Raw genomic sequence first — 17564 nt, 5'->3', positions numbered from 1 at the left:
GCACATGAGCGGACTCCCGGGTCCCCGTGTGCGTTTTTATGAATGACCGGAATTACATCTCCCGCTCCTCAGCCTTCTTATTGAGTGCTTCGTACAGTACAGCCAAGTTGCGTTCCAGCTTGCTCAGGACCTGCTTGCCCGTGAATTCAGGCACCAGCCCGGCTCTGACCGCAAAATCAACCTCTCTGGAGAAACCATACATCTGGGTATCCAGCACTTCCTCATAGAGAGGGCAGTAACGAGTCGCCAAATTCTCCATCTGCACTTCAATAAGCTTCTCAATTTTATTGGCATCTTCTTGTAGAAGATTGATTGCTTTGATATTAAGCTGTTCCTGCAAATCCGATGAAGTCATGCATTATCCCCCCTATGTCCAAAAGTTACAGCTTCTACTGCTTATTATACTTAATATTAGTCGAAATCAGGACCTAATACAAGAATTCAGTTTACGATTCGTGAAGAACGGACAAATATTACGGGTTACACAGCAAAAACGCCCTGCCGCAAGGCCGGACGTCTTCGGAAATAATGGATTACTCCGCTACAACTGTAAAGTTCAAATTGTGCTTAGCAAATACTTCGCTCATTGCTTTCTTGGCTTCCTCGGCATCTGCGCCGTGTACATGAAGCTCGTAGCTTTGGCTGGATACCAGAGTAGTGAACAGACCAAGGATACTCTTAACATCAATGTACTTGTTGTCCGCTTGTAGAACGATAGATGAATTAAACTGGCTGGCTGTTTGTGCAATATCCACGATTGCCGCATTGTTACTGGACATAGGAATCCCTCCGCAACTTGATTATAAACTTAAGTTCATTTGTAACCAATTCCATGATACATTGAATCCGCTTACTCACGCAAGGTGTTTCTTGAAAACAAGCTTGCAGGCTTGCATTTCAGAGCTTTGTATTACATTTTATTTCAGATTCTCGGGATTCAGACCTTCAAGCTCCGGCAGCACAAAAATCCCGTCCTTGCGGATCAGCACATCGTCAAAGTAAATCTCTCCGCCGCCGTACTCCGGACGCTGAATGAGCACGAGATCCCAGTGAATGGACGAACGATTGCCGTTGTCAGTCACATCATAAGCCTGGCCCGGTGTAAAGTGCAGGCTGCCTGCGATCTTCTCATCGAACAGAATGTCCTTCATCGGATGCAGAATATACGGGTTGAAGCCAATGGCGAATTCGCCGATATAGCGCGCGCCGTCATCGGAATCGAGTATCTCGTTCAACCGCACCGTGTCATTACTGGAGGCTTCGATGATTTTGCCGTTCTCAAACGTAAACTTCACATTCTCAAAAGTCACGCCGTTATAGAGAGTCGCAGCATTGTAGCTGATCGTCCCGTTCACAGAGTCACGCACCGGTGCGCTGTAGACTTCACCGTCAGGAATGTTCTTCTGGCCGGAGCATTTCTCTGCGCCGATGCCTTTGATGGAGAAGGTAAGCTCCGTTCCGGGACCGGCAATCCGCACCTTGTCCGTTCTGCGCATAAGCTCAGCCAGCGAATCCTGGGCTTTGTCCATTTTGGCATAATCCAGATTGCAGACCGCAAAGTAAAAGTCTTCAAAAGCTTCGGTTGTCGTATTGGCAAGCTGCGCCATACTGGCATTAGGGTAACGCAATACTACCCATTTGGTATGCTTGACGCGTTGTTCGCTATGTACCGGGTGGGAATAGAGTGAATTGTAGAGCTTCATGTTCTCTTCCGGCACATCAGCCAGATCATTGACATTCTCACCGGCACGGATGCCGATATAGCAGTCCATCTGCTTCATCCGGTTCAGGTCGATCTCTGCCCAGGTCTGAATGCCTTCAGGTGTAGCATATTTAAGCATGCTGCGCAGAACTGTACGATCCGTCAGCTGTACAAATGCACGGCCTCCGGCTTTGCCCACTTCTTCTACAACTGCTTTAATTAAATCTCTTTCACTGCCGATCATTTCGACGAGCACATTCTCGCCGGGTTGTACGTTTACGGAATACCCTACCAGGTTCGCCGCAAGCTTCTGAATTCGTGGATCATTCATGTTTCTCTCTCTTCCTTCCTCATGCTGAAAATAAATATACCGTTATATTGTAGCACGCCCGTTAAAGAGCGCAAGCTCTTACGGCATGTGAGCTTTCATTGATAGCCATAGAAATCAACCTGTGTGATGTAAGTTTCTTCAGTAACCACTCCCGCACTGCCGGGGGAGGTTGTCGTCCGGTTACAGGTCAGCCGCGCGGGCAGATTGCGCTTCGCATCTACCTTGAGATAATAAACCGTTCTGATACTGGCTTGCTTCAGTCTCTGCTGCAGTTCAGCCTGCTTCTGCTCCCACAATGCTGCGCGTGCCTCCAGCTCCTTAGCGGGCTCCCCAGCAGCCGTTCCAGCGGCAACTAGGCTAGCGGGCCGTATCGCCTGCATCTCCCGGTCCAGCTCCGCCGACAGCTGGCTGCGCGCTTCCTCCGGCGTCAGTTCAATGCGCAGCACGCGGGTTCCCCTGGCACTCCCCGCCTCCTCGGTTACCGTCTTCTCCCGCCCCTCCAGCTCTTCCAGCTGCCGGAGCGGGTTCAGCGCCTCCAGCGGATTGCTCTCCTGCAGAGCCGCTGCCTGCTGCGTCTTCCATTCACCGTCTTCTTTCACCAGTCTGGTGTAGTAGACCGGAACATCCCTTGAGCCCCGCTCAAGAGGATGAGGAGCTGATTCGCCGGCGGTACCCGGCTGGCTCCCGTCCGGCAGCAGGGAATATAAGCTGACCTTGTTATGGTCCGCCACCTTACCTCCATAATAGAGTGAGGATTCCGGAACCGCCTTGCCGCCGACCAGCAGCGCTGCCGCCCCTTCGAAGGAAACGCCGTCACTGCCGTCCATCCCGGCCAGCACGAGACTCAGATCCTCCGCAGCCGGTCTGTCATTCATGACGCCGCAGCCGCTTACAGGAATCAAGCAGATCAGCAGGACAAGGGAGAGGATTCCTGCACGGGACAGCAATAATTTCACCATGGCATTCAAGACCTCCGGTCGGATTAACATTCATTCTTCCTAGGGTCTCCCTGATTGCAAGGCTTATACGCAAATTAACCCCACAAAGTGGAGCTTAGGCTTCGATGATAGCTCAAGTACTTTGCGGGGACCCCAAAATAAATAAAAGAACCCTTGAGGCTTAGGCCCAAGGATTCTTTGCGGTATTCTCAACGATTTTGTTATCAATCACTACCTGGTTCCGGCCGTTGTTCTTGGCTTCATACAGCGCCATATCCGCCCGGTAGAACAGCGATTCTACACTCACGCGCTCATCTGTCCAGCTCCACTCTGCAATACCGCAGGACACGGTTACAAGCGGTTCCGTCTCCCCCATCACCCGCTTGCGGATGCGCTCGGCCACAAATACTGCCTGCTGCACCCCAAGCTGGGGCAGATACACGGCAAGCTCCTCTCCGCCCCACCTGGCGGCGATATCCCCCTGGCGGATCGAGGACTTCACAATTTCACTTACCTGCTTCAGTATCTTGTCACCCTTCTGGTGGCCGTAAGTGTCATTGACCGCCTTGAACTGATCGATGTCAACAACAATCAGCGTTCCGCAGAAATCCGTAGACTGCCGCTGTTTGATCTCCTCATCCAGATAATGCCGGGCAAAGAGCCCGGTCAGACTGTCGCGGTTCGCCAGGCGCCGCACTTCAGCATGCAGCCGCGCGTTGCCGACCGCAAGCCCTATATGTCCGGCCATAGCCTGCAGCAGCCTGTAGCTGTCATAGGAGAAGAAGTGGGCGTCCTTATGGGCAAGCATAATAGCCCCCCGGACTTCTCCCCCTACATTTAGCGGAGTGGCGATCAGCGACTGCGAGCCGGTAGCATCCAAAAGCTTAGACGTCACTCCGGCGGCGTACTTATAGTCGGATAGAAGAAGCGGCTCGCCTGAAGTATAGACCTTCCCGCCCAGTCCTTGCCCGGCCTCCACCAATTCCCCCAGCAGCGGGATATGATTGCAGGCAATGACTTCGAGTCCGCCTCTTTCTTCATTCATATGGAGGATGCAGCAATAATCGGCCTCGAACATCCCCAGCAGCTCCTCAAAGGCAAATTGAAAAATATCCCCAAGACGCAGGCTCTGATTGAGACGATGCGTAAGCTCATTACTCATGCGCAGCTCCCGGATAAGCTGGTTGGAGCGTTCATACAGCTTGGCGTTCTCGAATGCCGTGCCGGCCGTATCCGCAACCATGGTCAGAAAGCGCAGATCCACTTCACGGAAGGAGGGCTTGTCCATTACCATATGAAAGACACCATAGACACCCTGCTTGCCTCCGAGCGGAAGACCTACCTCGACTGTACAGCTGTCCTCACGACCGGCATGAAGCGCAACCCGGCCATCCTTGAAGGCTCTGGCACAGACGTCATTAATGGCCCAGTGGAGCGGCAGCGGTTTGACCTGGGGATGCGTACTGCGGTGGTCCTGCGACATGTACAGGTCCAGCCGCGCCCCGGGATACATCGCCGCAATACTGTCAATCACCTCGGTAAGCACGGCATCCACATCAATGTTGTCATGCATCCGCTGGACAATCTGAAAGAGCAGCGAACGGCGGCTGCTCTCCCGCTCAGCATGCAGGTGCACACCTGCAAGATCCGAAACAAATACATGCTCAAATTTATGATAAAAGCAGGTCTGGAAGTGCATCGACATCGCTTCTGCCGTATGTCTTCCCCCCTCGGCATACTGCTCTGACGGCATCTCACAGCCGAGGACCGCGAATATTTCCCCGTGCCCGCGTGTGAAAATCGGCATAGCTAATAATGACCGCGCCTGTCCAGCCTCCTGAACCTCAATGGCATGCATCCCGCCAGAGCGCAGGCAGGCTCCCGCAGCCTCTTCCCATTCTGACTTCCAGCGCCCCTGCCGGAATTCATATATGGGATCAATCCATTCTGCTTCAAAGTTCAGTACACACCAGTTCCAAGACTTGGCGAAGGACGGTACGGCCTGTCCCAGCCATTCATTGAAACTCTCGGCAATCAGGTTGGCTGCATAAGGAAAATCATGGGACACTATGTCCGTCTCCCTCAGCCAAGCAGCGGGATCTTCATAATCTCCGCCTGATTGCTTGGTGTCCTGTAACAGCATACGACTGCCCTTGCGGTCGTATGCTTCCTGCTCCGACATAAAGAGGATCCCCTTTGCTATTTGATATCAAATTTTCCCGATAACATCTAATTAGCTATATTTTACTCCCTTTTCTTAGGTATTGCATCATATTTTCCTCAAAACCGGGATTTTTTTTAGGACCAAAGAACTAACGACAAAGATAGACAAAAACTCTTTTAAGTTGCGCTTGACTTTGACTGTCATTTTCATATAATATTTATTGTTGAACAAGACTGTAACAAGTCTTAATTGGGCGTAACGTTGTGTCACCCTCTACGCATTTCGTTACTGCCAGGGCAGCGGCTGAACTTCCCTCGGCAGTGTGAAACCATCTAACGCTTTCACGGATACGATTTGCGGCGCAAATAGGCCCTACAATACATTTTCAAATTAAAAGGAGTCTACTATAATGGCACGTTACACCGGACCTAAATTCAAACTCAGCCGCCGTCTGGGCATTTCCCTAAGCGGTACAGGCAAAGACTTGAAACGCCCTTTCCCACCAGGACAGCACGGCGCTAACCAACGCAGAAAAGTAAGTAACTACGGAATGCAGCTTTTGGAAAAACAAAAACTGCGTCACATGTACGGCTTGGGCGAAAAGCAGTTTAAAACTCTTTTCACCAAAGCACAAAAGCTCCAGGGTATCGCGGGCGAAAACTTCATGTTCCTGCTCGAAAGCCGCTTGGACAACCTGGTTTACCGTCTTGGATTTGCTAACTCCCGTGCAGGCGCACGTCAGCTGGTATCCCACGGCCACGTAACCGTTAACGGCAAAAAAGTCGACATCGCTTCTTACCGCGTAAGCGTGGGCGACGTTATCGGACTTCGCGAAAGAAGCCGCGCTATGGGTTCTATCAAAGAAGCTCTTGACAACCGCTCCCACCTTCCAGGCTACTTGGAATATGCTGATGGTTCATTCGAAGGCAAATACATTCGTTTGCCGGAACGTGCCGAGCTGTCCCAAGATATCGATGAGAAACAAATCGTTGAATTCTACAACCGTTAAGATTCTGCTTCCAGCGAATCTGATCAAAGCTCCCGGATACTTTATCCGGGAGCTTTTTTTGTTCTATCCCCCCTTTTGCGTACCGGTACTCCTATAGTTTGCTCCCGGAAACAACACTTGGGACTATTCCGTTCTCAGAATCTTTGGCAAAAGCAACGTCAGAGTAAATCCCCTGCGGCAGAAGCGCATTCAAAATCGCCAAATTGTGCTATAATAGTTCCGTTAAAAGGAGGATAATCGTCGATGGTTGAGGAGAATAAGAAGAAGACCGCAAAACAGCGTCCACCGCGCAGATCCTGGCTCCGCAGGTTCGGTTCAGTCGTGAAGTGGATGTTTATACTCGGTATACTCGGCATTCTGTTTGCCGGTGGCGCTGTGGCAGGCTACGTGACTTCGATAGTGAAAGATGACCCTGTCCGCACCGAAGAATTAATTCAACAGGAAGTCAGCCAGAACGCCATTACCGGCTTTGCCTATTTCAGTGACGGGCAGCCGATCGGCCAGCTCCGGACGGAAGAAGACCGCAGACTCATTGAATTCAACGATATTCCACAGCTTGTGATTGATGCCGTTCTCGCTATAGAGGACAATAATTTCTACAATCATAAAGGGGTGGATTTCAACGGCACCCTGCGTGCAGTCAAGCAGAGGCTGCTGAACGAATCCGTTCAGACCGGGGGCAGTACGCTGACCCAGCAGCTGGCACGCCGCGTGTTCCTGAATCTGGACCGCACAGAAGACCGCAAGGTGAAGGAGATCCTGCTGTCGCTGCGGCTGGAACGTTTTCTGTCCAAGCAGGAAATTTTAACGGCATACTTAAATAAGGTTCCTTTCGGGAACGGTTCGAACGGTTATAATGTATTCGGCATCAAGGCTGCCGCCAAAGGCATCTTCGGTCTTGATGATCTGGAAAAGCTGAATGTGGCACAAGCGGCTTATCTGGCCGGCCTGCCCCAGCTCCCATCCAAATACTCCGCCTTTAGCGGCGTAGGCGAATTCAATGAGACTGCCTTTGGCCGGGCCATGGACCGCCAGCGCCTGGTGCTGCGGCGGATGCTGGAAGAGAACAAGATTACTACATCGCAGTATGATGAAGCCCTGCTCTTTGATATCAAGGGCTCGCTTGCTCCGCATACGAAGAAGGCTTATGCTACCTTCCCTTATCTGATGCTGGAGACAGAGCGCAAAGCGGCTGAAATTATGCTGACGCTGAACGAAGACAACACAAGTGCTGCTTCGGGTTCTGCCGCCACTGCCACTACCACCACCACCGACAACACGCAGCTTCTCGAGGAAGCCCGCCAGCAGCTGATGACCGGGGGCTACCGGGTATACACTACCATTGATAAGAAAGTGTACAGCGCGATGCACAGCATCTCGGAAGACAGTGATAACTTCACGAAGGACAGCAAGGCCAGAGGCAAGGAACAGACGGCCGGCATCATGATTAACAACAAGACCGGAGCGATTCTCGGGATGATTGAAGGACGTGACTTCAACATCGAGCAAATGAATTATGCTACCCAGATGGTCCGTCAGCCCGGTTCCACCATGAAGCCGATTGCCGCGTATCTGCCTGCGCTGGATGCCGGATTAATCCAGCCTGCCGGCATCCTGGACGATGCCCCGATTATTATGAAGGACGGCGGCAAGGGCTTCCACATTCCGAAGAATGCCAATAACCGCTATCAGGGGCTGGTTACCGCCCGTTATGCCCTGAATAAATCCCTCAACCTGCCGGCCTTGAAGCTGTTCAATGACAAGGTTGGCATTGAGAACGCATGGACTTTTTCCAAAAAGCTCGGGATTACTACGATTCAGGACGATGATTATAACGCACAGACCGGAGTAATCGGGGGGCTGCGTTACGGGGTTTCCGTTGAAGAATTAACGAATGCCTATTCCTCAATCGGCAATCAGGGCGCATTCAATGATGCTTATATGATTGAGAAGATTGTAGACTCCCAAGGCAAGATCATCTATCAGCATAAAGTAAATCCGGAGCAGGTCTTCTCCAAGCAGACCGCTTATCTGATGACGGATATGCTGCGCACAGTAATAACAGACGGTACGGCAAGTACAGTCAAAAGCAAATATGAGCACTTCAAAGAAGTTCCGATTGTCGGCAAAACCGGTTCTACGCAGAACTACGGGGATGTCTGGTTCATGGGCTATACCCCGGATGTTACCCTGGGCATGTGGGTTGGATACAAAGAACAGATTAACACCCTGCAGGGAGATACGCAGAAACGGCAGGCGCAGACTTTGTGGACCAAGGTTATGAATACCGTGATCGACAAACGTCCGGAGCTGTTCGTGACGAAGGAATTTCCGAAGCCGGAGGGCATCGTCAAAGCGACGGTCTCCGCTTACAGCGGCAAGAAGCCGTCGGATCTGACGGATAGATTCACCACGGACCTGTTCAACGCCAAGTTCGTACCTTCAGAAAGTGATGACGGAATCTCCAAAGCCAAATATATCACCTACAACGGGGTGAATTACCTTCCGCTGGAAGGAACGCCGGAGGATTTCCTGAAAGAGAAGATTGTCGTCAAACGCGAGAAGCCGATTCAGAGCTTGGTCAAAGAACTGCTTGCGGCCTTCCCGGCCATGAAAGAACATGAATCTCTGTCGTACTACATGCCGGAAGATGCCAAGACAGACTTCCCGACTGAGGTGGACCCCCGGGTGGATGACGGCAACGCGCCTAGTGCTCCGGGGGAAGTGATGGTCTCCTACAGTACCGGCAAAGCTGTAGTTACCTTCACTCCTAGCGGATCATCCGATGTTGCGGGTTACCGGTTATACCGTTCACTGAACGGCGGCTCCTTCCAAAAGCAGGCTGTGCTCTCAGCCGGTGAGAGTACCGTCTTCAAGCCCGGCACACCTGCCAGCGCCAATGCCACCTTCTATGTGGCTGCTGTAGACGTTGCAGGGCATGAGACAGCCTCCGGCAGTGTAGCCGGTACTCAGCCTACACCAGAGCCGACGCTGCCTCCGGAGGAAGTGCCGGGCTCTGACGGCACGGAGCCAACGCCGGAGCCGGGAATCATCCCGGAAAGCAGCGATGATCCGGGAATGATCATTGTCCAGCCGCCAGGCGGCAATGAAGCAACGCCGTCTGGCAGCAGCAACGGAGCTGGCGGCAATACCGGTGCAACCACGCCATAAGCAATAGTCTGGGGATAGCGCCCATTGAATGAACTGCAAAAGACCGTTCCCTGCATCTGAGGGAACGGTCTTTTCTATAGGCTGATATAGGCTTCAATCCTCAATCGTAGATAAATCGCCTGCCGGAAGATGAAAGACCGTTCCCTGCATCTGAGGGAACGGTCTTTTCTATAGGCTGATATAGGCTTCAATCCTCAATCGTAGATAAATCGCCTGCCGGAAGATGCAGCTCCCAGGCCTTCAGGACACGGCGCATAATTTTGCCGGAGCGGGTCTTCGGAAGCTTCTCCTTGAATTCAATCTCGCGCGGCGCAGCATGGGCAGACAGGCCCGCTTTGACAAAAGCAGCAATCTCGTCCTTCAGCTCTGCAGTCGGGGCGTAGCCATCCCGCAGCGAGATGAACGCTTTGATAATCTCTCCACGCATCACATCCGGCTTGCCGATCACTCCAGCCTCGGCTACCGCCGGGTGTTCAACCAGTTTGCTCTCTACCTCGAACGGACCGATCCGCTCTCCAGAAGAATTAATTACATCATCAATCCTGCCCTGGAACCAGAAGTAACCGTCCTCGTCCATATAAGCCGAATCCCCGGAAATATACCATCCGGCAATCCGGAAGTATTCATCATATTTGGCCTGATTGTTCCAAACCTTACCCATCATCGACGGCCAGGGTGTCCGGATCGCCAGATTGCCCATGGAATACGGCGGCAGGATGTTGCCGTGATCATCCAGGATCGCAGCTTCAATTCCAGGCAGCGGCCGTCCCATGGAGCCGGGCTTGATATCCATCCCCGGATAATTGCAGATCAGCTGCGCACCTGTCTCCGTCATCCACCAGGTGTCATGAATCCGCTGATGGTAGAATTTATCTCCCCAGCGCACGACTTCCGGGTTCAGCGGTTCCCCTACAGACAGAACATGGCGCAGACTGCTCAGATCAATATCCTGAAGGCTTCCTTCCCCTGCGCCCATCAGCATACGGAATGCCGTAGGCGCGCTGTACCACACCGTTACCCCATAGCGTTCAATGGTCTTATACCAGTCCTGCGGACTGAAGCGGCCTCCCCGGATCACGTTGGCTACTCCGTTTAGCCAGGGAGCGAAGATCCCGTAAGAGGTTCCGGTCACCCAGCCGGGATCTGCCGTACACCAGTACACATCATCCGGACGCAAATCCAGTACAACCTTGCCTGTATAATAATGCTGAATCATTGCCCGCTGCACATGATAGATGCCCTTAGGCTTACCGGTGGACCCGGAGGTATAATGCATGATCAAACCATCCTCAAGACTCAACCATTCCGGTTCCAGCTCTGCCGAAGCTGCAGCCATCTCTGCTTCATAACTCAGCAGCCCCGGATCTTCAGCTGCGGAACCTCCGACCAGAATAATGTGGCGCAGCCCCGGAAGCTGGTCGCGCTTCACCCGCTGCAGCAGCTCCGGCGTAGTCACCAGCGCCACCGCTCCGCTATCCTCCAGGCGGTCCTTCACTGCCGTTTCCATGAACGCCTCGAACAGCGGTCCTGCTACGGCTCCCACCTTCAGAATGCCCAGCAGGCTGAAGTACAGCTCCGGTGTGCGCGGCATGAAGATGAATACCCGGTCCCCTTTGCCAATCCCATATTTATGGAGCACATTACCGAACTTGTTCGACCGTTCACGCAAGTCGGCAAAGGTGTACCTCTCCTCGCGCACAGTATCACTATAGATCAAAGCAGTAGCTGCTCCCCGCCCTCCCTGCACATGACGGTCTACGGCTTCATGAGCCATATTCACCTTACCTGTCCCATGCCAGGAGAAGCTTCTCTCGACATCCTCCCACCGGAATTCGTCAACGGCCCGGGAATAATCCTTCATATTCGCGTGTTGCACACGGCCCGGCAAAATTTCGCTGTGGACTTGCCCCATTACTCTTGCCTCCCCTACTGGTTTGATTTAAGCTTTAAGGGTATGAATCTCTTAACTGCCATGTTGTCAACGCGCCAAATGTGAATTTTCCGTGTCGAAACCAGTATATCACAGGAAGCGGTTACATTCCATAATATAGTGAACCGGAGGGAGACCAATCATGGAGCACTGCAAAATCCCCGTGTCCCATACCTTAGAGCATAAAGACAGGCTTATATCCGTTGAAGGACCTTTATCTCCGGATACTCTCAAGCTCCTGGATATGCACCGCGATCTGGATGCCTTCCGGAAGCCGCAGGAGCAGCTGGAAGCATTGATCGAGATATCAGGACTGCCGGAAGGCCGCGTCGTCGCTGCAGTGGTCTCAGGCGTTATAGTAGGGTATGTCACCTTTCATTATCCGGATGAGCTGGAGCTGTGGTCTCAGGGAGGGATGGAAGATCTCGTAGAGCTGGGGGCCATCGAAGTCGCGGATGAATACCGGGGATGCGGGCTTGGGAAGCTGCTGGTCTCCAGTGCTTTTGAAGAAGGGCAATTGGAGAACTGCATCGTATTCACTACGGAATATTATTGGCATTGGGATCTGAAGGGCAGCGGCCTCACGGTCTGGGAATACCGGCAGATGATGGAGAAGCTGATGAAGACCGTAGATATGGTGTGGTATGCCACGGATGACCCGGAAATCTGCTCCCATCCGGCCAATTGCCTAATGGTCCGCATGGGCCAGGCTGTTCCGCTGTCCTCCCGCGAGACCTTCGACCGGGTCCGCTTCAGACAGCGGTTCATGTATTGATAGGGCCGGGATTGCATTGGTCGGAGCTTACATTGCCTTCAGCATATACTCCAGTATGGCGTGTGAACGTTCCGCAGCAGTCACCGTGAACTCACGGTAATTCACATGGGCCGAACCATCCGCTTTGTCAGACATGGAACGGATGATCACAAACGGCGTCCCGTTCATATTGCAGACCTGGGCGACAGCTGCCCCCTCCATCTCGGCACAAGCTCCGTCCAGCTGCTCACGCAGCACGGTAACGGTATCCTTACTTGCAATAAACTGATCTCCGGACAGTACAATACCTGTCACAGACTTCTGCTTCAGCTCCCGGCACGCCTGCTCCGCCAGCTTCACCAGCTGCGGATCTGCAGGAAATGAAGAGGTCTCCTGGTAGGGAATCACCCCTCTGGCGTAACCAAGCGCTGTCACATCCATATCGTGCTGGATGCACTGCGATGAAATGACAATGTCCCCGATATTCAAATCGGGATGCACTGCACCTGCCACACCAGTGAACAATACCCGCGAAACTCCGAAGCTGTCCAGCAGAATCTGCGTTGTTACTGCAGCATTCACCTTGCCGACCCCCGATTTGCAGAGCACCGCTGTTTTGCCGAATACAGTTCCCGAATGGAAGGTTATCCCCGCCTTCACGGTTGTCTGTCTATTCTCCATTCCCTCAAGCAGCAGCATAATCTCTTCATCCATTGCGCCAATCAGACCCAGAACTTCACTCATCCTTAACCCTCCCATTTATAACTTCCCTGAAACATAAAAAGCTCCCGAAGGAGCTTTCTACGTACCTTATATTCACTTGTGAAACGGACAAATCTTATTTGTTCACATGGTTGACAGACAGGCGAAGAATGGTTTCATGCGGCAGAATAACCCGCGGGTTCTCCACCGTTTCCTTCTTCATCAGTTTTGTCAGCAGTCTCATCGCTACTGCTCCCAGATCGTACATCGGCTGTGCCACAGTAGTGAGCAAAGGACGAACCATAGATGCCATCCGGATATTATCGACACTGATGATCGAGAAATCGTCTGGAACCTTCAATCCTTCATCCTGAATACTGTGAATTGCCCCAATGGCCATCTCATCGGTTGCTGCAAAAATAGCGGTCGGTTTCTTCTTAAGGCCGAGGAAATACTTCATCGCTTCGACACCGGATTCGTAACGATAGTTACCGATGCGGACCAGATCCTCCTGGTACTCAATGCCTGCCGCTTCCAGTGCTTTCTTGTAGCCGTGGAACCGGGCATAGCCGTTCGCGGGATCCTGCAGTGTTCCGCTGATCATTGCAATCTCACGGTGGCCGTGACGGATGAGCGTGTTCACTGCATCAAACGCAGCCGTCTCATGATCGATATCGACGGAAGGGTAGGTGCCCTTCTCATCACGAGTGGCGCAGAGCACAATTGGAACAGCTGAGGTCTGGAAGGCCTGAATATGCTCCTCCGTAACGGTTCCGCCCATGAAGAGCAGCCCGTCCACTTGTTTCTCAAGCAGCGTGTTAATAACACGAATTTCCTTCTCCTTGCGCTTGTCCGCATTACACAAAATGATATTGTAGTGATACATATTGGCAATATCTTCAATCCCGCGTGCAATTTCCGCAAAAATCGAGTTGGAGATATCAGGGATAACAACCCCAACGGTTGTCGTTTTCTTGCTGGCGAGACCTCTCGCCACGGCATTTGGACGATAGCCCAAACGCTCAATCGCTTCAAAAACCTTCTTCCGGGTCTGCGGTTTCACGTTCGGGTTATTATTCACAACCCGTGATACCGTAGCCATAGATACGCCTGCTTCTCGAGCTACATCGTAAATGGTTACCGTCAAATTACTCTCTCCATTGCGATAAATTTTATCGTTCGACTAATTAAAATTATGATACGACACTTTGTACAATTGTGCAATGATAACGCTTCATTTTCCTTTCAAAATTTCTTTCAAAGGTTGAAACGCCAGTCCTGGCGTGGCTTTAACGCCTGCCGCCAATTCCTGATACTCCAATAACTCCCAGCCGTAAACCGCTTTAAATTTCAGAAATGCAGGGGCGGATAAAAGCGGATACTGCGCTCCATCCACCGGACAGCTGCAGCAATCCTGTAATCTCTTTCTATCGTATCAAAAAGTGCGTGAAAAATCCAACATTCGTTGAAAGATTTTCATTGATTTTGCAGAAAAATTTTTCAAAAAGCCAAAAAGCGCCATTTATTTGGCACTTTCTGCCGATTGAGCCGTTAATTGGAACAGTCTAACTCCAGTTTCTCCCATCCATGACCTGTCGGACATATCCACAGCCACGCGGTAAACGTCCAATAGCAGATCAATCCGCCCCTGAATCGCACTCCGGATTGACTCCTCCAGTTCAGGCAAGCCGCCGGCAAATAAACCGGAAGCAAACGTTTCCTTCAGTACACTGGCCCACTCATTGCGCTCTGCAAACGAGAGCTGCTTCCGGCCAGGCGGATTAGCAGCAAGCTCACCGATGAGCTTCCCCAGATCCCGTTTGATCACGGGCAAAGGTTCATAGCGAGCACACTGCCTGCAGGTATATACTGGTACATGAGTAATTTTGATCTTTGCACTATAAATCAGCGTATGCATATGTATGGTCATGATCCCGCCGCAGCCGCATGACTTCTTCATTAAATTATCTTTATACATCTCCCACACCTCAGAATGATCTTTTAATAATCCAAGCAGAAACAGCTACGCCGTCCTGGAACAATTATTGCGTGAAGCCTATCCATTATCTTTCAAAAAACACGTAAGGTTACCTGTTCAGATGCTATATTCGACCTTACTCCTGCGAATCCCTGCCGTTTTGCATATAATGATTTAATTGGCAAAATACTTAAACTTTACCATATGAAAAGTGACTTCAACTTTTTCTTTTGATAGAATGGCTTAGAACCGAGATGTTATTAACCGGAAGGAGCTGCATGGAATGAGACTAGCTGGCAAAAAGGTTATAGCGCTTGTAGATGATGAGTTTGAAGATTTGGAGCTCTGGTATCCTGTGTACCGCGTGCGGGAAGAAGGCGCCGAGGTTCATTTGGCCGGACTGGAGAAAAACAAGACCTATGTGGGCAAATACGGCGTACCCGCCACCGCTGAATATTCATGGGATGAACTGAATGCAGCCGATTATGACGGCATCCTGGTACCCGGAGGCTGGGCTCCCGACAAAATCCGCCGCTACAGCGCAGTGCTGAAGCTGGTGCAGGATTTCAACGAAGCCAAGAAGCCGATCGGGCAGATCTGCCATGCCGGCTGGGTCTTGATCTCCGCCAAAATACTGGAGGGTGTAACCGTCACCTCCACTCCAGGCATCCGTGATGATATGGAGAATGCCGGAGCCATCTGGAAGGACGAGCCTGTGGTAACCGACGGACATATCATTTCCGCCCGCCGTCCGCCGGATCTGCCTCCTTACGGCAAGGCTTTCTGCGATGCGCTGGCTGGGGAATAAGCCGCACCATATTGAAATTAAGTGACACTAGTACATGAAGAGCCCTGTTCTCCGCTGTAGCGGCGAGCAGGGCTTTTTAAATTACATTGTGTTATTTGCAAAGAGTAAGCTCTGCTTTATCTTTAATCAGATTCGGGTAACTAATGATCTTGAATGTCAAAGGCTGCTGCAGCTCGGCCGTGCCCAGCTTGTAAGCATGTTGAAAGGGAGGAACCTTGTCGTCAGCATGAGCAGGATCAATAACAGGCACCGCGGGATTATACGTAGCCGTATGCAATTTGCCTGCTCCGTCCTTGAATGTCTGATCCAGAATTACATTTGCAGTATAGCCAGCGCTTTTATTGCTGGGTCTTTGGTATTCCATAATCAAGCTATGAGTATTAGACGCAGCGGTTATCCGCAGGCGGTCGTCAGGTCCTTTGATTATTTGCTTCTTATCCGTATCTACTATCAGCTCCTGGGCGGATTTCTCAAGACCGACGACACCATCAATTTGCAGCTTCATGGTTCCAGGTGACAATTCACTGCCAGGGAATACGAGATACTGTTTGCCCTCAACATTAATCGATGCTTTTGAATACAATGCAGTGAAATCATTACCGCCTCCAAGCAGAATATGCGGGCTGTTCAGACCGAATATTTCCACGGAATTCTGCGGGCTGTATGCAGTTTCCACATAGATGCCAGTTGCAGCTATATATACGTCCCCGATCTCAACATCCTGGCCAGCGATTTCCATAGTCCGGTTAATGGATACGGTCTCTCCGGACTGTGCAACAGCATTCTGCTCAATGGTGATCGGGACATACACCTCATTGGTTGTCGCAAAGTTCTGTATGCCATCGACCACCCCGCCTACCGGCCCCACCACACTCAGCTTTACCGCCATCCGCTCCGGCAGCTTCGTATAATTGCGGTTCCAAAGTGCTTTTTGGTATCCTCGTGTTACTCCAGATACAGCTTTCGGATTACTGCTGAAGTAAGCCCCTTGTCCTAGTTCTATATCTGCAACTGTAGTCACTGAGAGCGAATAAGCAGATGCACTTAAGTTCTTATTCTCCAGCTTATAGAAAAAGAGGATTCCCATCCGATCTGCTGCAACGGCTTCCACTGTCAGAACATACCCATCCTTCTCTGCTGTTGCGCCGCTTAACGGCTTAATGAGGCCTGCGGCAAAAGCTGAAGTAACTGTAGAATCACCTCCGGCAACTTTGCTGTAAGCATCAAACCACTTCATATCCTGCGCCGTGACCTGTGAGCTCAGAGCAGAACTTCGCGGCTTCAAAGCCTCGCTCCCCCAAGGAAAAACGAACAGCAGCAGAATCGCCAGCATAGCCACCGAACCCAAAACATAACGCGCTTTTAGAGACATATTGAATTTCTGCGACCGGGTTATCCCCTTGCGAATTGCAGCATTCAGCTTCAGCTCAGCAATTTCATCCGCTTCGACTGACAGACTGTGATAATACTCCTTCAGCAGTGTTTCTTCACTCGTAGCCATCCTATAGTCCTCCTCTAATTCTCATTTTGTCGCGCAGCTGCTTCAGTCCCTTGTTCAGCCAAGTTTTGACCGTCCCTTCAGGCTTGCCCAGCACCTCGGCGATTTCGGTCAGTGTCATATCCCGGTAATACTTCAGTACGAGCACCTGGCGGTATTTCGGCTTGACCCCATTCAGCGCCTGCTCCATATCCAGCTTACGGTCACTGGTCATCTCCTGCAGGCCGCCGCTAATCTGAACCGGACCAGGAGACGCCAGACGTTTCCTCCGCTTCAATTCATCCTTACAGCAGTTGATCAGAATTCTTGTCAGCCAGGGCGCAAACCGGTCCGTATCCTTCAGACTCCCACGCTTGACCCAGGCTCTATATGTAGTTTCCTGCACTACTTCAAGCGCCTCCACCTCGCTCCGCAAGTAGCTATAGGCTATGCTGTAGAGTATTTTCTTCTGCTCTAGCACCCGGCTGATGAACAGCTGCTCCTGCTCATTTAAGACCCGCATCCGCTCGCCTTCCCAAACATTCTCCATCCCGCATCCTCCCTCTGTTTTTTTTGATTTCTGTATATACTGACTGCGCA

Annotated in this window: 16 protein-coding genes; 4 read left to right on the top strand and 12 right to left on the bottom strand. The window is 51.5% G+C overall.

The features are described from left to right. Positions 1-52: 52 nt before the first annotated feature. From QW71_RS12155 to QW71_RS12135, 5 genes are all read right to left on the bottom strand, one after another. Positions 53-355: a YlaN family protein gene (locus QW71_RS12155; RefSeq protein ID WP_039297956.1), complete on the bottom strand. Its 303-nt coding sequence runs from the start codon at positions 353-355 to the stop codon at positions 53-55. A 178-nt stretch (positions 356-533) separates the two neighbouring features. After that, positions 534-779, bottom strand: coding sequence for an HPr family phosphocarrier protein (locus QW71_RS12150; protein WP_039297954.1), 246 nt, complete (start codon positions 777-779; stop codon positions 534-536). A 138-nt stretch (positions 780-917) separates the two neighbouring features. After that, entirely contained in the window at positions 918-2033 is a 1116-nt protein-coding gene (locus QW71_RS12145) for an aminopeptidase (protein WP_039297952.1), read from the bottom strand. 95 nt (positions 2034-2128) lie between these two features. Continuing rightward, positions 2129-2992, bottom strand: a complete 864-nt coding sequence (locus QW71_RS40455) for a hypothetical protein (RefSeq protein ID WP_047013757.1) — start codon at positions 2990-2992, stop codon at positions 2129-2131. Positions 2993-3152: 160 nt separating this feature from the next. After that, positions 3153-5153, bottom strand: a complete 2001-nt coding sequence (locus tag QW71_RS12135) for a diguanylate cyclase domain-containing protein (protein WP_039297948.1) — start codon at positions 5151-5153, stop codon at positions 3153-3155. Between the two features lie 391 nt (positions 5154-5544). On the opposite strand from QW71_RS12135, the gene rpsD reads away from it, so the two are divergent. Together rpsD and QW71_RS12125 are read left to right on the top strand one after the other, a co-directional pair. After that, complete coding sequence (gene rpsD, locus QW71_RS12130; protein WP_039297946.1) at positions 5545-6144, top strand: 30S ribosomal protein S4; 600 nt, start codon at positions 5545-5547, stop codon at positions 6142-6144. Positions 6145-6387: 243 nt separating this feature from the next. Beyond that, positions 6388-9315, top strand: coding sequence for a transglycosylase domain-containing protein (locus QW71_RS12125; protein WP_083442523.1), 2928 nt, complete (start codon positions 6388-6390; stop codon positions 9313-9315). A gap of 187 nt (positions 9316-9502) precedes the next feature. On the opposite strand, the gene acsA is transcribed toward QW71_RS12125, so the two are convergent. Continuing rightward, the gene (gene acsA / locus QW71_RS12120) at positions 9503-11227 is read right to left on the bottom strand and encodes an acetate--CoA ligase (protein WP_039297943.1); all 1725 of its coding nucleotides are present in this window, start codon (positions 11225-11227) and stop codon (positions 9503-9505) included. A 160-nt stretch (positions 11228-11387) separates the two neighbouring features. On the opposite strand from acsA, the gene QW71_RS12115 reads away from it, so the two are divergent. Further along, on the top strand, positions 11388-12020 hold the full coding sequence (locus tag QW71_RS12115) for a GNAT family N-acetyltransferase (protein WP_039297942.1): 633 nt from the start codon (positions 11388-11390) through the stop codon (positions 12018-12020). A gap of 27 nt (positions 12021-12047) precedes the next feature. Here the strand turns inward: QW71_RS12115 and QW71_RS12110 are convergent, their stop codons facing one another. From QW71_RS12110 to QW71_RS12100, 4 genes are all read right to left on the bottom strand, one after another. Continuing rightward, entirely contained in the window at positions 12048-12743 is a 696-nt protein-coding gene (locus tag QW71_RS12110; protein ID WP_039297940.1) for a 5'-methylthioadenosine/adenosylhomocysteine nucleosidase, read from the bottom strand. Between the two features lie 94 nt (positions 12744-12837). Beyond that, the gene (ccpA, locus tag QW71_RS12105; protein WP_036695017.1) at positions 12838-13848 is read right to left on the bottom strand and encodes a catabolite control protein A; all 1011 of its coding nucleotides are present in this window, start codon (positions 13846-13848) and stop codon (positions 12838-12840) included. Between the two features lie 87 nt (positions 13849-13935). Then, on the bottom strand, positions 13936-14097 hold the full coding sequence (locus tag QW71_RS40450; protein ID WP_160311797.1) for a hypothetical protein: 162 nt from the start codon (positions 14095-14097) through the stop codon (positions 13936-13938). A gap of 126 nt (positions 14098-14223) precedes the next feature. Next, positions 14224-14679, bottom strand: coding sequence for a hypothetical protein (locus QW71_RS12100; protein WP_039297935.1), 456 nt, complete (start codon positions 14677-14679; stop codon positions 14224-14226). Between the two features lie 283 nt (positions 14680-14962). Between QW71_RS12100 and QW71_RS12095 the strand changes: the two genes are divergently transcribed. Next, positions 14963-15487 carry a type 1 glutamine amidotransferase domain-containing protein gene (locus QW71_RS12095; RefSeq protein WP_039297933.1) on the top strand — a complete coding sequence of 175 codons (525 nt, stop codon included), beginning with the start codon at positions 14963-14965 and terminating at the stop codon, positions 15485-15487. Positions 15488-15578: 91 nt separating this feature from the next. Here QW71_RS12095 and QW71_RS12090 read toward each other — a convergent pair whose 3' ends face one another. Together QW71_RS12090 and QW71_RS12085 are read right to left on the bottom strand one after the other, a co-directional pair. Continuing rightward, on the bottom strand, positions 15579-16988 hold the full coding sequence (locus QW71_RS12090; RefSeq protein ID WP_039297931.1) for a hypothetical protein: 1410 nt from the start codon (positions 16986-16988) through the stop codon (positions 15579-15581). A gap of 1 nt (position 16989) precedes the next feature. Continuing rightward, complete coding sequence (locus QW71_RS12085; RefSeq protein ID WP_083442522.1) at positions 16990-17514, bottom strand: sigma-70 family RNA polymerase sigma factor; 525 nt, start codon at positions 17512-17514, stop codon at positions 16990-16992. Between the last annotated feature and the right edge of the window lie 50 nt (positions 17515-17564).

Source organism: Paenibacillus sp. IHB B 3415, from assembly GCF_000802655.2.
Taxonomy (GTDB): domain Bacteria; phylum Bacillota; class Bacilli; order Paenibacillales; family Paenibacillaceae; genus Paenibacillus_AQ; species Paenibacillus_AQ phytohabitans.
Note: the sequence above shows the minus strand (reverse complement) of the source record. Positions and strands in the feature narration are given on the sequence as shown.

Coding starts and splice junctions, on each gene's coding strand:
- QW71_RS12155 (WP_039297956.1), bottom strand. CDS start 355: ATGACTTCATCGGATTTGCAGGAACAGCTTAATATCAAAGCAATCAAT.
- QW71_RS12150 (WP_039297954.1), bottom strand. CDS start 779: ATGTCCAGTAACAATGCGGCAATCGTGGATATTGCACAAACAGCCAGC.
- QW71_RS12145 (WP_039297952.1), bottom strand. CDS start 2,033: ATGAATGATCCACGAATTCAGAAGCTTGCGGCGAACCTGGTAGGGTAT.
- QW71_RS40455 (WP_047013757.1), bottom strand. CDS start 2,992: ATGGTGAAATTATTGCTGTCCCGTGCAGGAATCCTCTCCCTTGTCCTG.
- QW71_RS12135 (WP_039297948.1), bottom strand. CDS start 5,153: ATGTCGGAGCAGGAAGCATACGACCGCAAGGGCAGTCGTATGCTGTTA.
- rpsD (WP_039297946.1), top strand. CDS start 5,545: ATGGCACGTTACACCGGACCTAAATTCAAACTCAGCCGCCGTCTGGGC.
- QW71_RS12125 (WP_083442523.1), top strand. CDS start 6,388: ATGGTTGAGGAGAATAAGAAGAAGACCGCAAAACAGCGTCCACCGCGC.
- acsA (WP_039297943.1), bottom strand. CDS start 11,227: ATGGGGCAAGTCCACAGCGAAATTTTGCCGGGCCGTGTGCAACACGCG.
- QW71_RS12115 (WP_039297942.1), top strand. CDS start 11,388: ATGGAGCACTGCAAAATCCCCGTGTCCCATACCTTAGAGCATAAAGAC.
- QW71_RS12110 (WP_039297940.1), bottom strand. CDS start 12,743: ATGAGTGAAGTTCTGGGTCTGATTGGCGCAATGGATGAAGAGATTATG.
- QW71_RS12100 (WP_039297935.1), bottom strand. CDS start 14,679: ATGTATAAAGATAATTTAATGAAGAAGTCATGCGGCTGCGGCGGGATC.
- QW71_RS12095 (WP_039297933.1), top strand. CDS start 14,963: ATGAGACTAGCTGGCAAAAAGGTTATAGCGCTTGTAGATGATGAGTTT.
- QW71_RS12090 (WP_039297931.1), bottom strand. CDS start 16,988: ATGGCTACGAGTGAAGAAACACTGCTGAAGGAGTATTATCACAGTCTG.
- QW71_RS12085 (WP_083442522.1), bottom strand. CDS start 17,514: ATGGAGAATGTTTGGGAAGGCGAGCGGATGCGGGTCTTAAATGAGCAG.